The organism is Pseudomonas asgharzadehiana, assembly GCF_019139815.1.
In the GTDB taxonomy this organism is placed as follows: Bacteria; Pseudomonadota; Gammaproteobacteria; order Pseudomonadales; family Pseudomonadaceae; genus Aquipseudomonas; species Aquipseudomonas asgharzadehiana.
The window spans coordinates 3,361,417-3,381,127 of the sequence record NZ_CP077079.1; the positions used below are offsets into that span (position 1 = coordinate 3,361,417).

Genomic DNA, 19,711 nt, shown 5'->3' on the forward strand with positions numbered 1-19,711 from the left:
GTTAGTGAAGCCTAAGTTTGCGGATTTGCGCGTTTCCCTTAAGCTGACCGGCCTCTGCACTGCCCGGAACCGCCTCATGTCACGAAGTATCGCCCACCTGGCCCTGCTGCTGGGGTTGATCACCGCCGTCGGCCCGTTCGCCATCGACAGCTACCTGCCCGCCTTGCCCACCCTGGGCGCGAGCTTGAATGCCTCGCCGGCGGCGGTGCAAATGAGCCTGACGGTGTTCTTCATGATCATCGGCGTGTGCCAACTGTTTTACGGGCCGATCAGCGATGTATTCGGGCGCAAGCCACCGATTTATGCCGGGCTGGTGATCTTTGCCGTGGGCAGTGTCGGCTGCGCCCTGGCCCCGAGCATTGAAGTGCTGATCGGTTTTCGCGCGGTGCAGGCATTCGGCGCCTGTGCCGGTATGGTCGTGCCCAGGGCCATAGTGCGTGACCTGTACACCGGCCATGAAGCCGCGCGGCTGATGGCCTTGCTGATGCTGGTGATGAGTGTTTCGCCGATCCTCGCACCACTGGCCGGCAGCGTGGTGATCGCCCTGTGGAGCTGGCGCGAAGTGTTTGCGGTGTTGGCGGTGGTAGCCGTGGCATGCCTGGTGATGACGATCCTGCAACTGCCCGAAACGCACCCGGCCGAACGCCGCTTGGGTAAGACCCTGGGCAACGCGTTCAGCAGCTATGGGGCACTGCTGCGCGATCCGGTGTTTATCGGGCTGTCGGTCGTCTGCGGGTTTGGCCTGGCGACGTTCTTTGTGTTCATCGGCAGCGCGCCCTTCGTGTACATCGAGCATTTCGGCCTCACGCCGACGCAATTCAGCCTGTGTTTCGCACTCAATGCCGCATCATTTTTTGCCATGAGCCAACTGACGGCACGCTTGAGCGCGCGTTTTGGCCTGGCGCCGGTGATTCGCTGGTCGGTGACGGCGGTGGCGGTGGTCATGGTCCTGTTGGCGATGACCACGCTTTGGATCGATAGCCTGGCGTTGATGATGACCCTGCTGTTTACGGGCTTCGGGTTCCTGGGCCTGCTGTTGCCGGCCGCCGGTGTGTTATCCCTTGAAGAGCATGGCGCAGTGGCCGGCTCCGCCTCGGCCCTGCTGGGCGCCATCCAGATGATTACCGCTGCGCTGTGCATGACCCTGGTGGGCGTGTTCGCCAACCACACGCCTGCGCCCATGTTGATCGGCATTGCGTTGTGCGCTGTCGCCGCGATGCTCACGGTGATGTGGACCCTGCGCCGTTTGCCGGCGCATTTGGCAAGCGCACCGCCCTCGCCCTGACCTCGTCACAGATCAAACCGGTCCACTGCCCGCCGCCGCTCATTGTCGTCACGTACGTCATAGCTGGCGGTGGTCTGGATATTGCTGTGATGCGCCAGTTTTTGCGCAATCGACAGGTCATGCTCCTCGATCACGCGCGTAATGAACGAGCGGCGAAAGTCATGGGGCATGATCTTCACCCCCACCTGCGCTCCGCGTTGGCGGGCAATGTAATAGATCGCGTGCTTGGTGATGCGCTCACGGGTGATATGACTGCCCCGGCGGATACGATTAAACAGGAAGTGATCGTCCTGCTCGCCCTCCTTGAGCTGCTCGCGCCGAAACGCCAGCCACGCCTGCAACTTGGCAAACGCCCAGTCCGGCGCGTATTTGACCAACTCTTTATTGCCCTTGCCGATCACCCGCAAGCTGCGCTCGTCGAAGTTGATCTGCGCCAGGTCGAGGTTGACCGACTCGGACTTGCGCATACCCGAGCCGTACAAAATCCCAATCACCGCCGCGTCGCGCAGGCCCTGCGGGCGTGGGTCGGCGGCGCAGGCTTGCATCATTTCGCGAATCAGCGTGCGCCGCAGGTTGCGGCCCTGGCCCAGGCGAGTGCCGGGCGCGGCCTTGACCGTGCGCATCTTCAACAGGTGTTCCTGGCTGATCAGGCTCATGCGCCAGGCTTCATTCATCACGCCGCGTACGGCGTTCACGTACAGCGACGAGGTGTTGGGCGCGTAACCGTCCTCACGCAGGGCTGCCACCAGCGCGATGACATGTTCGGGTTGCAACAAGTGCCAGTCGATGTCTTCAAGGTTGATGTCCTCGAAGCCCAGGCGGTCGGCGGCATCTTGCAACACGTAACGCATGGTCAATTGGCTGGAGGGTGCCAGACGGGTCAGGTAGAGGGTCAGAGGGTTGCGAATGGACTCAGTCAAAATAGATCAGACTTTGGATTAAATACCTTGAACAAACCTTTGTTTAACCTAGGTATTTATGGAATTGGCGAGGGCCGAGTCTAGCGCAGGAGCCGCCCTCGTACCAAATCACGGGGCCGTATCGTCTTCTTCGGTGGGTTGCGACGGCTGGGCCTGGGCCTGGCTCCATTCAGCGTCTTGCTTTTGCATCAGGGCGAACCAGTGCTGGCGCATGAACGCCAGGTACGCCTCGGGCGCCTTGGCAAAATCCTTCTCATCGCCATAGCAACCCGGCAACGGCAACTCAGTACCCTGCTCCTTGTATTGGCTGACCAAGGCCTGCTGCCCGGCCACGCTGCAATCCGTGGGCAGCGGCATGCCGCGCAGCGCGCCGGCCTCTTCGTCCCACCAGGCGGCGCCATAGCGGTCGACGCCACGCAGGCGATACTTCTGCGACTTACCCACGTGCATGATCAATTTGAACTCATTGGGGCTGACATCGCTGGTGCAGGTGCGCGAATAGCCCACGGTGGCCTGGGTGACGCCGTCGCCGGTCAGGTCGGTGACCTTGGTTGCGCCCCGATCAAAGCGCAGCGCTGCGTCGAACTCGCAACGCTGCACGTCGTCATAGAGCATCCACACGCGTTTGGGGCGGCTGCCGTCGATCAGGTACTGGGCGGCGTACACGAACGCCGACTGGGTGCCATCGTCTTCGCGTTCGCTGACTTGCTCGGCGAGCACCAGCAGGTTCTTGCCCTGGCGGTCGTCCCAGGTATAGGCCGCGACCTGCTTGCCACGCACTTCCACACCGTCCGGCACCTGGTCGATGCTGGTCAGCGCCACGCCGTCATCGGCCCGCACGCTGGTGACACACGCCACGCCCACCAATAACCCCATCAACACTGGCCGCAACCGGCCGCGTAAAAGCTGCACGCTATTCATCCCATTACCCTGGCAAGAGAGCGCTTACTTTACCGGCACTTGGGCGCCATTGCAGAGAAGATTCTTGAATAAAGTTCAGCGGCCACGCCTGCTCGCCCAGCCTGAACCAAACCGCTCAAAAAGCGTTCCGATTCGCCCACCCACAAACGGCGGCAACGCCTTGGTTCACTAGCTGAACCCTAGCTGTCTGCCTGTCAAATAAACGAGTTTTTCATCTGCCTTTCATATCGGTTCCACATTTTTACGCTTAATCTTTGTTGCAGCACTTCATGGCAATCCGCGTTTTAGTGACTAACCTATTGATTCTGCTTCACCTTTAATGCCGCCTTGTTTGTCTGCGGGCTGCCTGCTCAGCCAATGAATGCTGCTGTTTTCAACGCGCCAAGTTGCTCTAACCCCGAGGTCCTGAATCTTTGAAACCCTACCCTATTCATTGTGTGTCGATCGTTATTCCGGTCTACAACGAACAAGACAGCCTGCCTGAACTGCTGCGTCGCACCACAGCCGCCTGCAAGCAGTTGGCCTACGAATACGAAATCATCCTGGTGGATGACGGTAGCCGCGACAATTGCGCGCAGATGCTCGAAGACGCCGCCTGCGAGGATGGCAGTAACGTGGTCGCGGTGATCCTCAACCGCAACTACGGCCAGCACGCGGCGATCATGGCCGGTTTCGAACAGTGCCGGGGCGACGTGGTGATCACCCTCGACGCAGACCTGCAGAACCCGCCGGAAGAAATCCCGCGCTTGGTGGAACAAGCTGCCCTGGGTTACGACGTGGTTGCCACCGTGCGCAACAACCGCCAGGACTCGGCCTTTCGCCGCTGGCCGTCGCGCCTGATCAACCTGGCCGTGCAACGTTCCACCGGCGTGGCCATGAGCGACTACGGCTGCATGCTGCGCGCATACCGCCGCACCATCGTCGACGCGATGCTCGCCTGCCGCGAGCGCAGCACCTTCATCCCGATCCTCGCCAACGGCTTTGCCCGCCACACCACTGAAATCCTGGTGCACCACGCCGAGCGTGAACACGGCGAGTCCAAATACAGCGCCATGCGCCTGATCAGCCTGATGTTCGACCTGCTTACCTGCATGACCACCACGCCGCTGCGCCTGCTGTCCATCGTCGGCTTCAGCCTGGCGGCCGTGGGCGTTCTGTTTGCATTTGCGCTGATCGTGCTGCGCCTGGCCTTTGGTGCCCAATGGGCGGGCGATGGCATGTTCGTGCTGTTCGCGGTGCTGTTCGTCTTTACGGGTGGCCAGTTCATCGGCATGGGCCTTTTGGGCGAATACCTAGGCCGCATGTACAGCGATGTCCGCGCCCGCCCACGCTTCTTTATTGAAAAGGTGCTGCGCAACACCCCGGCGGCACCGGCTCCAGTCGTCGTGGTTGACGGCCTGGCGACTTCCCATACCTCTACTTCTCCTTCCGATCAGGTTTCGTCATGAATTCAAACGCTGTTGTCTTCGCTTACCACGATATTGGCTGTGCAGGCATTGAAGCCCTGCTGGCGGCCGGCTACGACATTGCTGCCGTATTCACCCATGCCGATGACCCCAAGGAAAACACCTTCTACGGTTCCGTCGCCCAGCTCTGCGCGCGCAACGGCATCCCCGTGCATGCCCCGGAAGACGCCAACCACCCGCTGTGGATCGAGCGCATCGCCAAGCTGAACCCGGATTACATCTTCTCGTTCTACTACCGCAACCTGCTGAGCGAGCCGCTGCTGGCCACCGCCCGCCAAGGTGCGTTCAACCTGCACGGCTCGTTGCTGCCCAAATACCGTGGCCGCGCGCCGGCCAACTGGGTGTTGGTCAATGGCGAAACCGAAACCGGCGTGACCTTGCACCGCATGGTCAAGCGTGCCGATGCCGGCGCGATCCTTGCCCAGCACAAAGTCAGCATCGAACGCAGCGATACCGGCCTGACCCTGCACGCCAAGCTGCGTGATGCCGCCACCAGCCTGCTGCGTGATGCCTTGCCGCAACTGGCCCAGGGCAAGTTGAGCGAGACCGCCCAGGACGAAAGCCTGGCAACGTACTTCGGCCGCCGCACCGCCGCCGACGGCAAGCTGGACTGGAAAAAACCGGCTGAAGAACTGTTCAACCTGGTTCGTGCCGTGACCCAACCGTATCCGGGGGCCTTCTGCGCCGTTGGTGAGCACAAACTGATCGTGTGGCAGGCCGAGGTGGTCAAGGGCAACGAAGGCTTGGCGCCGGGCCGGGTGATCAGCGTCAACCCGCTGCGAATTGCCTGCGGTGAAGACTCCCTGGTGGTCAAGTTCGGCCAGCGCAACGATAACGGCCTGTACCTGGCCGGCCCTTCGCTTGCCAATGAGCTGGGCCTGGTCGACGGCTCCGTACTGCGCGGTGCCGAATCCGGGCGCAAGCCACGCCGCACCCGCGTACTGATCCTGGGCGTGAACGGCTTTATCGGTAACCACCTGTCCGAGCGCTTGCTGCGTGACGACCGTTACGAAGTCTACGGCCTGGATATCGGCTCCGACGCCATCGAGCGCCTGCGCAGCCATCCCAATTTCCATTACGTGGAAGGCGACATCAGCATCCACACCGAGTGGATCGAGTACCACATCAAGAAGTGCGACGTGGTGCTGCCGCTGGTGGCCATCGCCACGCCGATCGAATACACCCGCAACCCGCTGCGCGTATTCGAACTGGACTTCGAAGAAAACCTCAAGCTGGTGCGTTACTGCGTCAAATACAACAAGCGCGTGATCTTCCCGTCAACGTCTGAAGTGTATGGCATGTGCCAGGACCAGTATTTCGACGAAGACACCTCCAACCTGGTGGTCGGCCCGGTCAATAAACAACGCTGGATCTACTCGGTCTCCAAGCAACTGCTGGACCGCGTGATCTGGGCCTACGGTGCCAAGGGCCTGAATTTCACGCTGTTCCGTCCGTTCAACTGGATGGGCCCGCGCCTGGACCGCCTGGATTCCGCCCGTATCGGCAGCTCCCGTGCGATCACCCAACTGATCCTCAACCTGGTGGAAGGTACGCCGATTCGCCTGTTCGACGGTGGCGAGCAGAAACGCTGCTTTACCGACATCGCCGACGGTATCGAAGCCCTGGCGCGCATCATCGATAACGACAACGATGCCTGCAACGGCCAGATCATCAACATCGGCAACCCGGAAAACGAAGCCAGTATCCGCCAGTTGGGCGAAGAACTGCTGCGCCAGTTCGAAGCGCACCCGCTGCGCGGCAATTTCCCGCCGTTCGCCGGGTTCCGCGATGTGGAGAGCAAGGCGTTCTACGGCACCGGTTACCAGGACGTGGCGCACCGCAAGCCAAGCATCGAAAACGCCAAGCGCCTGCTGAACTGGGAGCCGACCGTGGCGATGAGCGAAACCATCGGCAACACGCTGGACTTCTTCCTGCGCGAAGCCATGCTCGAAATCGCGGATAAGCACTGATGAAGGCAGGCTTGCGCATCGACGTCGACACCTACCGAGGCACCCGTGAAGGTGTGCCACGGCTGCTCGACACCCTCGATGAAGCGGGGGTGAAAGCGACGTTCTTCTTCAGTGTCGGGCCGGACAACATGGGGCGCCACTTGTGGCGCCTGATCCGCCCGCAGTTCCTGTGGAAGATGCTGCGCTCCAACGCCGCCGGCCTGTACGGCTGGGACATCCTGCTGGCCGGCACCGCCTGGCCGGGCAAGCCGATTGGCCGCGATCTGGGGCATTTGATGCGCCAGGCCAAGGCCGCCGGGCACGAAGTCGGCCTGCACGCCTGGGACCACCACGGCTGGCAGGCCAACACCGGGCGTTGGAGCGATGCGCAATTGCTCGAGCAGATCCGCCGTGGCGTCGACACCCTGAGCGACATCCTCGGCGAACGCGTCGACTGTTCAGCGGCCGCCGGTTGGCGTGCCGATGAGCGCGTGGTGCAAGCCAAGCAAGGTTTCAACTTTCGCTACAACAGTGATTGCCGGGGCACCAGCCTGTTTCGACCGACCCTGGCCGACGGCAGCGCGGGCACCCCACAAATTCCGGTGGACCTGCCGACCTTCGACGAAGTCGTCGGGCCGGTGGTGGCCGCCAAGGATTTCAACCGCTTCATTCTTGACCGGTTCACCGAGTCGAAGCTCAACGTCTACACGATCCACGCAGAAGTAGAAGGGATTCTGATGGCCCACGATTTTCGCCAGTTGCTCGCCCAGGCCGGGCAGCGCGGCATCCACTTCCAACCGCTGGGCGACCTGCTGCCGGCGGACCTCTCCACCCTGCCCCGGCAACAGCTGGTACGCGGCGCCTTGAGCGGCCGCGAGGGCTGGCTCGGCGTGCAACAGGCATGATCCGACGTTGGGCGCTGCCCCTGCTCCTGCTGGCGTTCGGCGCATTCTATTTGCTGCCGCTGGCCACCCATGGCTTGTGGATTCCGGATGAAACCCGCTACGCGCAGATCAGCCAGGAAATGCTGCTGACCGGCAAGTGGGCGTCGCCGCACTTCATGGGCATTCGCTACTTCGAAAAACCGGCGGGCGGCTATTGGATGATCGCGCTGGGCCAGGCGATCTTCGGCCAGAACCTGTTTGGCGTGCGTTTCGCCTCGGCATTGAGTACCGGCTTGAGCATCCTGCTGGTGGCGCTGGTGTCGCGTCGGCTATGGAACGACCCGCAGAAAACCCTGATCAGTACCGTGCTGTACATGAGTTTTGTCAGCGTCGCGGCGCTGGGCGGGTATGCCAACCTTGATCCGCAGTTCACCTTCTGGGTCAACCTGACCGGCGTGGCCTTGTGGTTCTGTTTTGACAGCACCCGCCGCAATGGCCGTTTGGGCGCCTGGGCATTGCTCGGTTTTGCCTGTGGCATGGGCTTTATGACCAAGGGCTTCCTGGCGTGGCTACTGCCGGTGCTGATCGCCCTGCCCTATGCCATCTGGCAAAAACGCTTTCGCGAACTCCTGGCGTATGGCGTGGTGGCCGTGGTGGTGGCAATCGTCGTCAGCCTGCCGTGGGCATTGGCGGTGCATCTGCAGGAACCGGACTACTGGAACTTCTTCTTCTGGCACGAACACATCCAGCGCTTTGCCGGTGACGATGCCCAGCATGCCGAGCCGTTCTGGTACTACCTGCCGCTGCTGGTCGCGTTTTGCCTGCCGTGGGTGGCGCTGCTGCCATCAACGCTCAAGCAGGCGTGGCTGGACAAACGCAGCGCCGGCAGCGGTTTTGTGTTGCTGTGGCTGCTGATGCCGCTGGCGTTCTTCAGCCTGGCCAAGGGCAAGTTGCCTTCCTACATCATGCCGTGCCTGCTGCCCCTGGCCTTGCTGATGGGCAATACCCTGGCCGCCAAACTGGCCGCCGGCCGTGGCCGCGTATTGCGCATCAATGGCTGGCTCAACCTGGTGATCGGCGTCGTGGGGTTGCTGGCGCTGACCTGGTTTCAACTGAAAAAACCGGTGTATGAGCACGGCCAGGAAACCCTCAGCCTGGTGCTGGTGTTCGCCTTCCTGTTCGCCTGGATCATCGTCAACCTGCTGCAGGCTGCACGGCCTTTGCATCTGTGGGCCGCGCCGGTACTCGGCAGTTGGCTGATGGTTGCGCTGCTGCCGGCCGCGCTGCCGCACTCGGTGGTCTACAACAAGACCCCGGATCAATTCATCATCGACCACCTGCAGGAACTGCAACCGGCCAGCGCGTTGCTCAGCAATGACCTCGGCGCGGCGTCGGCCCTGTCCTGGCGCCTGCAACGCCCGGACGTGACCCTCTACAACACGATTGGCGAAGTGAAATACGGCCTCGCCTACCCGGATGCCGGCCATCACCAGGTCGACACAAGCCATGTCCGGCAATGGATGAGCGACGCGCGCAAAAAAGGTGCTGTCGGCGTGGTGATGCGGGTCAAGGGCGACGATGAGGTCGCCGAACTGAACCTGCTGCCTCAGGACGGCAAACGGTATGAGCAAGGCAATATTGTAATTCTGATCTTCGCGCAGGTTGCACCGTGACGACCTTGCTGCTGTTGCTCGCCGCATGCCTGCTGACCTGCATGGGCCAGGTGGCGCAAAAATTCGCCGTGGAAGGTTGGCGCACCCAGCCCGACGGCTGGGCGCTGAAACTGCGCTCGCCGTGGCTGTGGGCCGCGTTGATCTGCCTGGGCCTGGGCTTGCTGGTGTGGCTGCTGGTGCTACAGCGCCTGGAAGTGGGCATCGCCTACCCCATGCTCAGCCTAAATTTTGTATTGGTCACGCTGGTGGCACGGTTTGTCTTCCATGAACCCATCGACCGCCGCCACTGGCTGGGCGTGTTGCTGGTGATTGCCGGTGTCGTGCTGCTGGGGCGCCAGGTATGAGCCGGGTTCAAGGCTTTGCCCTGGCGCTGGGTAGCGTCGGCCTGGTGAGCGTTGCCCAACTGGGCATGCGCTGGAGCATGACGCGTCTACCGCTGCCCCACGAATGGCTGACGGCCCGGATCGACCTCGACGCCCTTGGCGTGGTGATGCTGGCGATCTGCGCCTACGCCCTGTCGATGCTCTGCTGGCTCGGCGCGCTCAAGCACCTGCCGTTGGGGCGTGCCTACTCGCTGCTGAGCATCAGCTATGCGCTGGTGTACCTGCTGGCCGCCAGCCTGCCGGTGTTCAACGAACATTTTTCGCTTTCCAAAACCCTGGGGGTGGCGCTTGTCATCCTCGGTGTGCTGATCATCAACTCTCGTCGTGCTAGTGCCACAAGTCCCAGGAATGCCCCATGAAAATCAGTGTATTTGGTAGTGGTTACGTCGGCCTGGTGCAGGCCACCGTATTGGCCGAAGTCGGTCACGATGTCATCTGCATGGACGTCGATCAGAACAAGGTCAAGCTGTTGCAGCAAGGCCATGTGAGCATCTTCGAGCCGGGGTTGGCCGCCATGGTCAAGGAGAACCTGGAAAGCGGGCGCCTGCGCTTTACCTTTGATGAAAAACTCGCGGTCGAACACGGCGAAGTGCTGTTCATCGCGGTGGGCACGCCTTCGGATGAAGACGGCTCGGCCGACTTGAAATACGTACTGTCGGTGGGCGACGCGGTGGCTCGCCACCGTATGGAACCGGTGATCCTGGTAGAAAAATCCACCGTGCCCGTGGGCACCGGCGACACCCTGCGTGCGTATATCGAAAAAGCCCTGCACGTGGCCGGTCGGCACTTGGACTTCGATATCGTCTCCAACCCGGAATTCCTCAAGGAAGGCTCGGCGGTGGCCGACTGCCGGCGTCCGGACCGCATCATCATCGGCTGCGAGCGCGAAGAAGTGCGCGACGTGATGCGCGATCTGTACGCACCGTTCAACCGCAACCATGACCGCATCATCTTCATGGACCTGCGCAGCGCCGAGCTGACCAAGTACGCCGCCAACTGCATGCTGGCCACCAAGATCAGCTTTATCAACCAGATCGCCGAGCTGGCCGAGCACCTGGGCGCCGACATCGAAGCCGTGCGCCTGGGCATCGGCGCCGACTCGCGCATCGGCTACCACTTTATCTACCCCGGTTGCGGCTACGGCGGCTCGTGTTTCCCCAAGGACATGCGCGCCTTGATCCACAGCGCCAAGCAGGCCAACTGCTCCAGCGATCTGTTGGAAGCCGTGGAAGCCATCAACCAACGCCAGAAGAGCAAGTTGTTCGAGCGCGTCAACGCGTTCTTCAAAGGTAACCTGCGTGGCAAGACCTTTGCCCTGTGGGGCCTGGCGTTCAAACCGAACACCGACGACATGCGCGACGCCCCCAGCCGTGTGCTGATGGAAGCGCTGTGGGCCGCCGGTGCCGATGTGCGTGCATTCGACCCGGAAGCCATGCAGGAAACCCAGCGTATCTACGGCGACGAAGCGCGCCTGATGCTGATGGGCACGCCGGAATCGACCTTGAACGGTGCCGATGCATTGATCGTCTGCACCGAATGGCAACAGTTCAAGGCCCCGGACTTCGACCTGATCCACCAGCGCCTGAAAACCCCGGTGATCTTCGATGGCCGCAACCTGTACGATGGCGAGCGCCTGTCGCGCAAGGGCTTCCAGTATTTCCCGATCGGCCGTGGCGACTCGTGCCAATTGCCGATTCCGCAGCAACAGTGGGTGCCGCAGGTCGTGGAAGCCTGATACGTGAACAACGTCCAAACGCCCCTGCTCACTGCAACGATCCGCCGCCAATCCCTCGGGTTGGGATTGCTGGCGTTGTTGCTGTTTATCGCAGGCAGCTGGCACCAGGCGATTATCGGCTTCGACTCACGCTTCGTGCTCTTTGCCCAAGAAATGCTGCGCCATGGCCCGGGATTTTTCCCGACCACCTACGGCCAGCCGTACGCCGATTACCTGGCCACTTCAACGCTGCTGACCTGGCTGCTGTCGCTGCCCCTGGGCCAGGTCACCAGCCTTACGGCCTGGTTGCCGACGGCCATTGCCTCGGCGCTGATCGTGGTCCTGGTGTATCGCCTTACGGCGCCCTACTCCCGGCGCTGGGGGCTGCTGAGCATCGCGCTGATGCTGTTGAGCAGTACCTTTATCAGCGAAACCCGCGCCGTGTCCCTGGACCAAATGCTCGCGGCCATTACCTTGACGGTGTTCTACCTGGGTTACGCCCATGATCACTTCGGCGCGGGTAAGCGGCTGCATTGGCTGTACCTGCTGTTGATCCTGGGGTTTGCGGTTCGCGGGCCGATTGGCCTTGTCGTGCCGACCGGCGTGCTGTGCAGCTATTACCTGATCAACCGGCAGTGGCGCCAGTTGTTGAGTTTTGGTCTGTTGGCCCTGGCGTTGCTAGTCGCTTGCGTCGGCCTGTTGTTGCTGATGGCCAAGCTCAGCGGTGGCGAAAGCTTCATGCAAGACGTGATTCGCATGCAGTTCCTGGGGCGCATGGATGGCAGCGAAGGTTCAAGCAGCGCGCTGTATTACTTCACCAGTTCAATGGGCAACTACGCGCTGGCCTATCCATTGGCGCTGCTGGTGTTGCTGGCCGTGGCGCTGGGTGGACGGCACTCGCCGCAGCCCGCAGAGAAACTGCTGTTGTACTGCGCGGCCGCCGGTGTGCTGGTGATGCTGGGCCTGTCGATTCCCCAGGCGAAAAAGGCGCGGTATGTGCTGGCGATGTTGCCGATGGCGGCGATCATTGCCGCGTACCCGTTCCAAGTGGCGCAGGGCCGCATGTTTGCCTGGCTGCGCGGGCTGATGCTGACCCTCTGGGCCCTGTTGCCGGCCTTGCTGATCAGCGCGCTGCTGTTTGCGCGGTCACGCTACCCCGAACAGTTGAGCCATCTGACGTGGGTGTTTGGCCTGCTTGGCCTGTTGCAGGCCCTTTCACTGCTGGCGTTGTTCAAGCCGCGCTTGCGGCCAGTGGGCCCGGCATTCGCGGCGGTGCTGGCGGTGTGGGCCACCTATATTCTGGTGGTCGAGCCGCTGGAGCGCGTGCTCTACGACACCCGCACGTTTACCCTGCGCGTGCATGAACAAGTGATGCAGCAGCGGGCGCCGGTGGTATTGCATGGCCTGGGCAAAGACGCCAAGGCCATCAAATACATGGTCAACCTCGACTGCGACCAGGTGCCGTTGTTCACCCAGCAGGCTTCCGACCTCACGCCCCTGCAAGGCCCCGCTTGGCTGGTGATGAGCCAGGCGGATTTCGAGGCGCTGAAAGACCCGCGTTTTGCCTCGATCAAACCGACCCTGATGGGGGAATTCGATAAAAACCCCTATGTGCTGCTGCACTTGGCCAAAAGCTCGCAACCTTGAACCTGGGGCGCAGAAGACTCCTACATAGCTATGCGTAACGGCCGATGTCATTTCACTGTTCGGCGCGCGGATCCCAACTGTAAACTCCATGGCCACGTGCGGTAAGCCTTTACCGCCACGGGCCATGGATAACAACAAGGACGCTATAGGCCGCCGCCCAACGGGGCCTACTTCGTGAGAGGACGACGCCGTGCCGAATGATGTTTCGCTGGATCCCCCGGTTTCCCTGGCCCGCGATGAGGTCCATATCGGCTATCTGCCGATTGCGCCGCTGGATCGGCTGATGACGTTGCGCAACGCCCTGGTCGCGCTCAAAGGGCCGCTCGCCGGCGAGCCGGGGATGCAGGAAACGCTACGGCGCCATGTATTCCGCGAAGAGACCGATACCGACCTCGTTTGAGCTCACTATTTTTGTATTTAACCTGCATTAATATGCATTGGCGCAGCCTTACCAGCCACGGCACACTGCGCAGGTTCCTCCCCCAAATGCAGGAACTTTCAAGAGGCTTTTCCGGGCAACCAGACAAGCCTTTTTTTTGCCCGTCGTTTATGGACCCTTTTCAATGCGTGCTCGCTGGTTCCCCGCTGCTATCAACACCCGTCCCACCGAATGGAGCCGTGCCGCGATCGGCATGGCCCTGGGCACTTTGTTCAGTGTCTGGCTCTGCGCCCAGGTTTTCGGCATGCCGGTGGCTCTGCACCTGCTGGGCCCGCTGGGCGCCTCTGCGGTATTGCTGTTTGCCGTGTCATCCGGTGCGCTGGCGCAACCCTGGTCGATCATCGGCAGTTACCTGTGCGCAGGCGTCGTGGCGCTGCTGGTGGCACGCGTGCTCGGGCGCACATTGGGCGGTGCCTGCCTGGCGGCCGGCATGGCCGTGATACTGATGTGTTGGCTGCGGTGCCTGCACCCGCCAGCCGGTGGCCTGGCCATGACCCTGGTACTGGCCGACCCGGCCTCCGCCGCCCTCGGCTGGCATGAATTGGGCGCAGTGTTGCTGGGGGCTGGCGCCCTGCTCGCCTGTGCCTTGGCCTATAACAACGCCACGCGCACTCGCTACCCCAAGGGGGCCGTTGAGCCCGCGACGCCGATGTTGAGTCACCACGAGGCCGCTCGGGACCCGGCGGTGACCGCCGCCGACCTGAAGCTGGCATTGGCCGAAATGGAGCAGTTCTACGACGTGGCGCCCACGGAACTCGAGCAACTGATTCACGCCGCCGAGACGCACGCGCGCCGACGCAGCATCGGCGAAGTCCTGGCAAGCCGCGTGCCCTGACGCCGCGCTGCGTCCTGCATAAATGCAAAAACGACCTGCATGATTCCGGGTTGTACGGGGCAAATTTGCACTGGTACGATCACGAGAAGGTTCGCTCGCGAACATCTTGATAAAGAACAATAAAAGCAGGGAGTTATAGATGACTGCTCAGGTTCCATCCGAAGCAAGCCGTGCCGAGTTACCCCAGGAAGAGGTACTGGCCGACGTTCGTAACCATATCGGTCACCTCACCCTCAATCGCCCGGCCGGCTTGAACGCCATTACCCTGAACATGGTCCGCCGCCTCACCCAACAACTGCAGGCCTGGGCCGATGACCCCAGCGTCTATGCCGTGGTCCTGCGCGGGGCTGGCGAAAAGGCCTTCTGCGCCGGCGGCGACATCCGCTCCCTCTACGACAGTTTCAAAAACGGCGACACCTTGCACGAAGACTTCTTCGTCGAGGAATACGCCCTCGACCTGGCCATCCATCATTACCGCAAACCGGTCCTGGCCCTGATGGACGGGTTTGTGCTGGGCGGAGGCATGGGCCTGGTGCAAGGCGCGGATTTGCGCGTGGTGACCGAACGCAGCCGCCTGGCCATGCCGGAAGTGGCCATCGGTTACTTTCCCGATGTGGGCGGTAGTTACTTTCTGCCGCGCATTCCGGGTGAACTGGGGATTTACCTTGGCGTCACCGGCGTGCAAATACGCGCCGCCGACGCGTTGTATTGCGGCCTCGCGGACTGGTACCTGGACAGCGCCAGGCTGGCTGAGCTGGACCAGAAGCTCAATGAGCTGAAATGGCAGCACGACGCTGCGCTAAAAGACCTGCAAGGCCTGTTGGCCAAGCTGGCCGTGCAACAACTGCCCGATGCGCCGCTGGCTGCGCTGCGCCCGGCGATCGACCACTTTTTCGCCCAGCCGGACATCCCGAGCATCGTCGAGCAATTGCAGGCCGTGACCGTCGCCGACAGCCATGAGTGGGCGCTCAGCACCGCCCACCTGATGCAGACCCGCTCGCCGCTGGCGATGGCCGTGACCCTGCAAATGCTGCGCCGTGGCCGGCGCCTGCCGTTGGAGCAGTGTTTTGCCCTGGAGCTGCACCTGGACCGCCAATGGTTCGAGCGCGGCGACCTGATCGAAGGCGTGCGCGCCCTGATCATCGACAAGGACAAGACCCCTCGCTGGAACCCGCCCACCCTGCACGGGTTGGCTGTCGCCCATGTAGAAAGCTTCTTCCAACACTTCGAGCAGGTTGCGAGATAAGTCATGCAAGATATTGAATACACAGAAGAACAAGTAATGATTCGCGACATGGCGCGCGACTTCGCCCGTGGTGAAATCGCCCCTCACGCCCAAGCCTGGGAAAAAGCCGGCTGGATCGACGACGCCCTGGTGGCGAAGATGGGCGAGCTCGGCCTGCTAGGCATGGTGGTGCCTGAAGAATGGGGCGGCACCTACGTCGATTACGTGGCCTACGCCCTGGCGGTGGAGGAAATTTCCGCCGGTGATGGCGCCACTGGCGCACTGATGAGTATCCATAATTCAGTGGGTTGCGGGCCAATCCTCAACTACGGCACAGCTGAGCAGAAGCAAACCTGGCTGGCCGAGCTTGCCAGCGGCCAGGCGATCGGCTGCTTTTGCCTCACCGAACCCCAGGCCGGGTCCGAAGCGCATAACCTGCGCACCCGTGCAGAACTGCGCGATGGCCAGTGGGTGATCAATGGTGCCAAACAATTTGTCAGCAACGGCAAACGCGCGAAGCTGGCCATTGTGTTTGCCGTCACCGACCCGCAATTGGGCAAGAAAGGTATTTCGGCGTTCCTCGTCCCCACCCAGACCCCAGGGTTTGTGGTGGACCGCACCGAACACAAGATGGGCATTCGCGCCTCCGACACCTGCGCCGTCACGCTCAACCAGTGCACCGTGCCCGAGGCCAACCTGCTGGGCGAACGCGGCAAGGGCCTGGCGATTGCGCTGTCCAACCTTGAAGGTGGCCGCATCGGCATTGCCGCCCAAGCCCTGGGGATCGCCCGCGCCGCATTTGAAGCGGCGCTGGCCTATGCCCGCGACCGCGTGCAGTTCGACAAGGCGATCATTGAACATCAGAGCGTGGCCAACCTGCTGGCCGACATGCAAACCCGCCTGAACGCGGCACGTTTGTTGATCCTGCACGCCGCGCGCCTGCGCAGTGCCGGCAAGCCATGCCTGTCGGAAGCGTCCCAGGCCAAGCTGTTCGCCTCGGAGATGGCTGAGAAGGTCTGCTCCCAAGCCATGCAGATTCATGGCGGGTATGGCTACCTGGAGGACTACCCGGTGGAGCGCTACTACCGGGATGCGCGGATCACGCAGATTTACGAAGGGACCAGCGAGATTCAACGCCTGGTGATTGCCAGAGAGCTGAAGAACTACCAGCTCTGAGTGAGACACCACAAAAACCTAGGTGGGAGGGAGCAACCCCGTCCCACCTAGGGTCAGCGGCGTTCTTGGGAGCGTGTTACTTGTCCTTGAACTCCGGCGCCCGTTTGGCCACGAATGCCGCCATGCCTTCCTTCTGATCCAGCGTCGCAAACGCCGCATGGAACACCCGGCGCTCAAACCGCACGCCTTCGGACAGGCTCACTTCAAACGCACGGTTCACACTTTCCTTGACCATCATGCTGATCGGCACCGATTTGCCGGCAATCAGCGTGGCGACTTTCAGCGCCTCGTCCAACAGCTCATCGGCCGGCACGATACGCGCGACAATCCCACAGCGTTCGGCCTCCACGGCGTCGATAAAGCGCCCGGTCAGGCACATTTCCATGGCCTTGGCCTTGCCCACCGCCCGGGTCAGGCGCTGAGTGCCACCCATGCCCGGCAGCACGCCGAGGTTGATCTCCGGCTGACCGAACTTGGCGCCATCACCGGCCAGGATAAAGTCGCACATCAGCGCCAGCTCACAGCCGCCGCCCAGGGCAAAACCATTCACGGCGGCAATGATCGGCTTGCGGCGGTTGGCCACGCGGTCGCTGTCACTGAACAGATCGTCCAGGTAGATCTGCGGGTAGGTCAGCTCGGCCATTTCCTTGATATCGGCGCCGGCGGCGAAGGCTTTTTTCGAGCCGGTCAGTACGATGCAACCGATTTGCGGGTCGGCTTCCAGGCCGTCCAGCGCCTGGTTCAGCTCGCTGACCAATTGCGCGTTGAGCGCATTGAGGGCTTGGGGGCGATTGAGGGTAATCAGCCCGACACGGCCCTGGACGTCGAGCAAAATCGTTTCGTAACTCATGTATCGGCTCCTTAAAGATTGCGTGAGATGACCATGCGTTGAATATCGCTGGTGCCTTCGTAAATCTGGCAGACCCGCACATCGCGGTAGATCCGCTCCAGGGGGAAGTCGCTCAGGTAACCGTAACCGCCCAGGGTTTGCAAGGCGGCCGAACAGACTTTTTCGGCCATTTCAGAGGCAAACAGCTTGGCCATCGATGCTTCCACCAGGGCCGGCTTGCCGCTGTCACGCAGGGCCGCGGCGTAGTGCACCATTTGCCGGGCCACGGCGATTTGCGTCGCCATGTCGGCCAGGCGAAACGCCACGGCCTGGTGTTCGACCAGCGCCTTGCCGAAGCTCTCGCGTTCACGGGCGTAATCACGCGCCGCCTCAAACGCGGCGCGGGCCATGCCCACGGCCTGCGAGGCGATGCCGACGCGACCGCCTTCAAGGTTGGCCAGGGCGATTTTGTAGCCTTCGCCCTCCTCACCCAAGCGGTTGGCCACCGGCACTTTCACGTCCTCAAACAGGATCTGGCAGGTGTCCGACGCATGCTGGCCAAGTTTGTCTTCAACCCGCGCCACGCTGTAGCCCGGCGAATCGGTGGGCACGATAAACGCGCTGATGCCACGCTTGCCAGCAGCCGGGTCGGTGACCGCGAACACAATCACAACGCCCGCGTTTTGCCCGGAGGTGATGAACTGCTTGCAGCCGTTGAGCACATAGTGGTCGCCGTTAAGGCGCGCACGGGTCTTCAGGCTGCTGGCGTCGGAGCCGGCCTGGGGTTCGGTCAGCGCGAAAGCACCGAGCGTGGCGCCGCTGGCCAGGGGCGTAAGAAATTGCGCTTTCTGTTGCTCGTTGCCGAACGTCAGGATCGGCACGCACCCTACCGAGTTGTGCACGCTCATGATGGTCGAGCAGGCGCCGTCACCGGCGGCGATTTCTTCCAGGGCCATGGCGTAGGCCAGGTAACCGGTGTCGCAACCGCCCCACTGTTCCGGCACCAGCATGCCGAAAAAGCCCAGTTCGGCCATCTCGCCGATGGCTTCCCTGGGAAAGCGGTGTTCACGGTCCCAGTCGGCGGCGAAGGGTTTCAGGCGCTCCTGGGCAAATTGCCGGGCCGCGTCGCTGATTTGCAGTTGTTCGTCATTGGGCAGCATGGTGCAGAGTCCTTAATACAGGCATTCGACGGCCATGGCCGTGGCTTCGCCACCGCCGATGCAGATGGCGGCAACACCTCGTGTGAGGCCTTTCTGGCGCAGGGCCGAGAGCAGGGTCACGAGGATGCGCGCACCGGAGGCCCCGATCGGATGCCCCAGCGCGCAGGCGCCACCGTGGACATTGACCTTGGCGTGGGGGATATCCAGTTTGCTCATGGTCACCAGGCTGACCACGGCGAAAGCTTCGTTGATCTCGAACAGGTCGACCTCGGCCAAGTCCCAGCCGGTCTTACTCATCAGCGTGCGGATCGCCCCCACTGGCGCCACCGGAAACAGCCCCGGCTCGTCGGCGAACGCCGCATGGCCGCGGATCACCGCCAATGGTTTGAGCCCACGCTTGAACGCTTCGGACTCACGCATCAGCAGCAACGCGGCCGCACCGTCGGAAATCGAGCTGGAATTGGCCGCCGTCACCGTGCCGCCTTCGCGGAAAGCCGGTTTCAGGCTGCTGATCTTGTCCAACTTGGCCTTGGGGGGCTGTTCGTCGTGGAGGATGGTTTTCTGCTCCTTGCCCACGGTGACCTGTACCGGGACGATCTCGGCGGCGAAGTTGCCATGGGTGATCGCATCCTGGGCACGGGTCAGGGAGGCGATGGCAAATGCGTCCTGGGCCTCGCGGCTGAAACCGTTATGCAGGGCGCAGTCTTCGGCGAAGGTGCCCATCAGGCGGCCTTTGTCGTAGGCGTCTTCCAGGCCGTCGAGGAACATATGGTCCAGCACGCGGCCATGGCCCATGCGGTAACCGCTGCGGGCGCGGTCCAGCAGATACGGCGCGTTGGACATGCTCTCCATGCCGCCGGCAATCACTACCTCGACGCTGCCGGCCAGCAGCGAATCATGGGCCAGGATCGCCGCCTCCATGCCCGAGCCGCACATTTTGTTGAGGGTGGTGCAACGGGTCGACTTGCCCAGGCCCGCGCCCAACGCCGCTTGGCGTGCGGGCGCCTGGCCCAGGCCGGCGGGCAGCACGCAGCCGAACAGCACCTCATCCACGGCATCCGGGGCGATACCGGCGCGCTCGACCGCCGCACGAATCGCGGCAGAACCCAACTGCGGCGCGGTCAGGCCTTTGAGGTCGCCCTGAAAGCCGCCCATGGGCGTGCGCACTGCACTGACAATAACAATGGGATCACTCATGAGTACCG

General features: G+C 62.3%; 18 protein-coding genes. 13 read left to right on the forward strand and 5 right to left on the reverse strand.

The genetic code is table 11. The features are described from left to right. Positions 1-76: 76 nt before the first annotated feature. On the forward strand, positions 77-1,285 hold the full coding sequence (locus tag KSS96_RS15110) for a multidrug effflux MFS transporter (protein ID WP_017528025.1): 1,209 nt from the start codon (positions 77-79) through the stop codon (positions 1,283-1,285). A 5-nt stretch (positions 1,286-1,290) separates the two neighbouring features. On the opposite strand, the gene KSS96_RS15115 is transcribed toward KSS96_RS15110, so the two are convergent. Further along, entirely contained in the window at positions 1,291-2,205 is a 915-nt protein-coding gene (locus KSS96_RS15115) for a site-specific integrase (protein ID WP_017528026.1), read from the reverse strand. A gap of 108 nt (positions 2,206-2,313) precedes the next feature. Beyond that, positions 2,314-3,126: a M949_RS01915 family surface polysaccharide biosynthesis protein gene (locus KSS96_RS15120; RefSeq protein ID WP_217855025.1), complete on the reverse strand. Its 813-nt coding sequence runs from the start codon at positions 3,124-3,126 to the stop codon at positions 2,314-2,316. A 413-nt stretch (positions 3,127-3,539) separates the two neighbouring features. Between KSS96_RS15120 and arnC the strand changes: the two genes are divergently transcribed. The 12 genes from arnC (at position 3,540) to KSS96_RS15180 (ending at position 16,517) form a co-directional block, all read left to right on the forward strand. Further along, positions 3,540-4,574 (forward strand): undecaprenyl-phosphate 4-deoxy-4-formamido-L-arabinose transferase, encoded by a 1,035-nt coding sequence (arnC, locus tag KSS96_RS15125; RefSeq protein ID WP_017528028.1) that lies wholly within the window; start codon positions 3,540-3,542, stop codon positions 4,572-4,574. Continuing rightward, positions 4,571-6,562, forward strand: coding sequence for a bifunctional UDP-4-amino-4-deoxy-L-arabinose formyltransferase/UDP-glucuronic acid oxidase ArnA (arnA, locus tag KSS96_RS15130; RefSeq protein ID WP_017528029.1), 1,992 nt, complete (start codon positions 4,571-4,573; stop codon positions 6,560-6,562). The genes arnC and arnA overlap by 4 nt, the downstream gene beginning before the upstream one ends. Beyond that, the gene (gene arnD / locus KSS96_RS15135) at positions 6,562-7,446 is read left to right on the forward strand and encodes a 4-deoxy-4-formamido-L-arabinose-phosphoundecaprenol deformylase (protein WP_017528030.1); all 885 of its coding nucleotides are present in this window, start codon (positions 6,562-6,564) and stop codon (positions 7,444-7,446) included. Before arnA ends, arnD begins: the two co-directional genes overlap by 1 nt. Further along, positions 7,443-9,098, forward strand: a complete 1,656-nt coding sequence (gene arnT / locus KSS96_RS15140; RefSeq protein ID WP_065879073.1) for a lipid IV(A) 4-amino-4-deoxy-L-arabinosyltransferase — start codon at positions 7,443-7,445, stop codon at positions 9,096-9,098. Before arnD ends, arnT begins: the two co-directional genes overlap by 4 nt. Further along, on the forward strand, positions 9,095-9,442 hold the full coding sequence (gene arnE, locus KSS96_RS15145; protein ID WP_017528032.1) for a 4-amino-4-deoxy-L-arabinose-phosphoundecaprenol flippase subunit ArnE: 348 nt from the start codon (positions 9,095-9,097) through the stop codon (positions 9,440-9,442). Before arnT ends, arnE begins: the two co-directional genes overlap by 4 nt. Then, positions 9,439-9,840 carry a 4-amino-4-deoxy-L-arabinose-phosphoundecaprenol flippase subunit ArnF gene (gene arnF, locus KSS96_RS15150; protein WP_065879072.1) on the forward strand — a complete coding sequence of 134 codons (402 nt, stop codon included), beginning with the start codon at positions 9,439-9,441 and terminating at the stop codon, positions 9,838-9,840. The genes arnE and arnF overlap by 4 nt, the downstream gene beginning before the upstream one ends. After that, positions 9,837-11,216, forward strand: a complete 1,380-nt coding sequence (locus tag KSS96_RS15155) for a UDP-glucose dehydrogenase family protein (RefSeq protein ID WP_017528034.1) — start codon at positions 9,837-9,839, stop codon at positions 11,214-11,216. Before arnF ends, KSS96_RS15155 begins: the two co-directional genes overlap by 4 nt. A 3-nt stretch (positions 11,217-11,219) precedes the next feature. Continuing rightward, positions 11,220-12,842, forward strand: a complete 1,623-nt coding sequence (locus tag KSS96_RS15160) for an ArnT family glycosyltransferase (protein ID WP_217855027.1) — start codon at positions 11,220-11,222, stop codon at positions 12,840-12,842. Between the two features lie 190 nt (positions 12,843-13,032). Further along, positions 13,033-13,242 carry a type VI secretion system contractile sheath small subunit gene (locus KSS96_RS15165; RefSeq protein ID WP_017528036.1) on the forward strand — a complete coding sequence of 70 codons (210 nt, stop codon included), beginning with the start codon at positions 13,033-13,035 and terminating at the stop codon, positions 13,240-13,242. A gap of 163 nt (positions 13,243-13,405) precedes the next feature. Beyond that, positions 13,406-14,116, forward strand: coding sequence for an HPP family protein (locus tag KSS96_RS15170; RefSeq protein WP_017528037.1), 711 nt, complete (start codon positions 13,406-13,408; stop codon positions 14,114-14,116). A gap of 139 nt (positions 14,117-14,255) precedes the next feature. Then, positions 14,256-15,362 (forward strand): enoyl-CoA hydratase/isomerase family protein, encoded by a 1,107-nt coding sequence (locus KSS96_RS15175; protein ID WP_017528038.1) that lies wholly within the window; start codon positions 14,256-14,258, stop codon positions 15,360-15,362. Between the two features lie 3 nt (positions 15,363-15,365). Then, positions 15,366-16,517 carry an acyl-CoA dehydrogenase family protein gene (locus KSS96_RS15180; RefSeq protein ID WP_017528039.1) on the forward strand — a complete coding sequence of 384 codons (1,152 nt, stop codon included), beginning with the start codon at positions 15,366-15,368 and terminating at the stop codon, positions 16,515-16,517. Positions 16,518-16,593: 76 nt separating this feature from the next. Here KSS96_RS15180 and KSS96_RS15185 read toward each other — a convergent pair whose 3' ends face one another. The 3 genes from KSS96_RS15185 to KSS96_RS15195 are packed head-to-tail and all read right to left on the reverse strand — an operon-like array spanning position 16,594 to position 19,703. Then, positions 16,594-17,367: an enoyl-CoA hydratase gene (locus KSS96_RS15185; protein WP_017528040.1), complete on the reverse strand. Its 774-nt coding sequence runs from the start codon at positions 17,365-17,367 to the stop codon at positions 16,594-16,596. Positions 17,368-17,378: 11 nt separating this feature from the next. Continuing rightward, positions 17,379-18,506 carry an acyl-CoA dehydrogenase gene (locus KSS96_RS15190; protein WP_135196678.1) on the reverse strand — a complete coding sequence of 376 codons (1,128 nt, stop codon included), beginning with the start codon at positions 18,504-18,506 and terminating at the stop codon, positions 17,379-17,381. 12 nt (positions 18,507-18,518) lie between these two features. Then, positions 18,519-19,703 (reverse strand): acetyl-CoA C-acyltransferase, encoded by a 1,185-nt coding sequence (locus KSS96_RS15195; RefSeq protein ID WP_217855029.1) that lies wholly within the window; start codon positions 19,701-19,703, stop codon positions 18,519-18,521. Between the last annotated feature and the right edge of the window lie 8 nt (positions 19,704-19,711).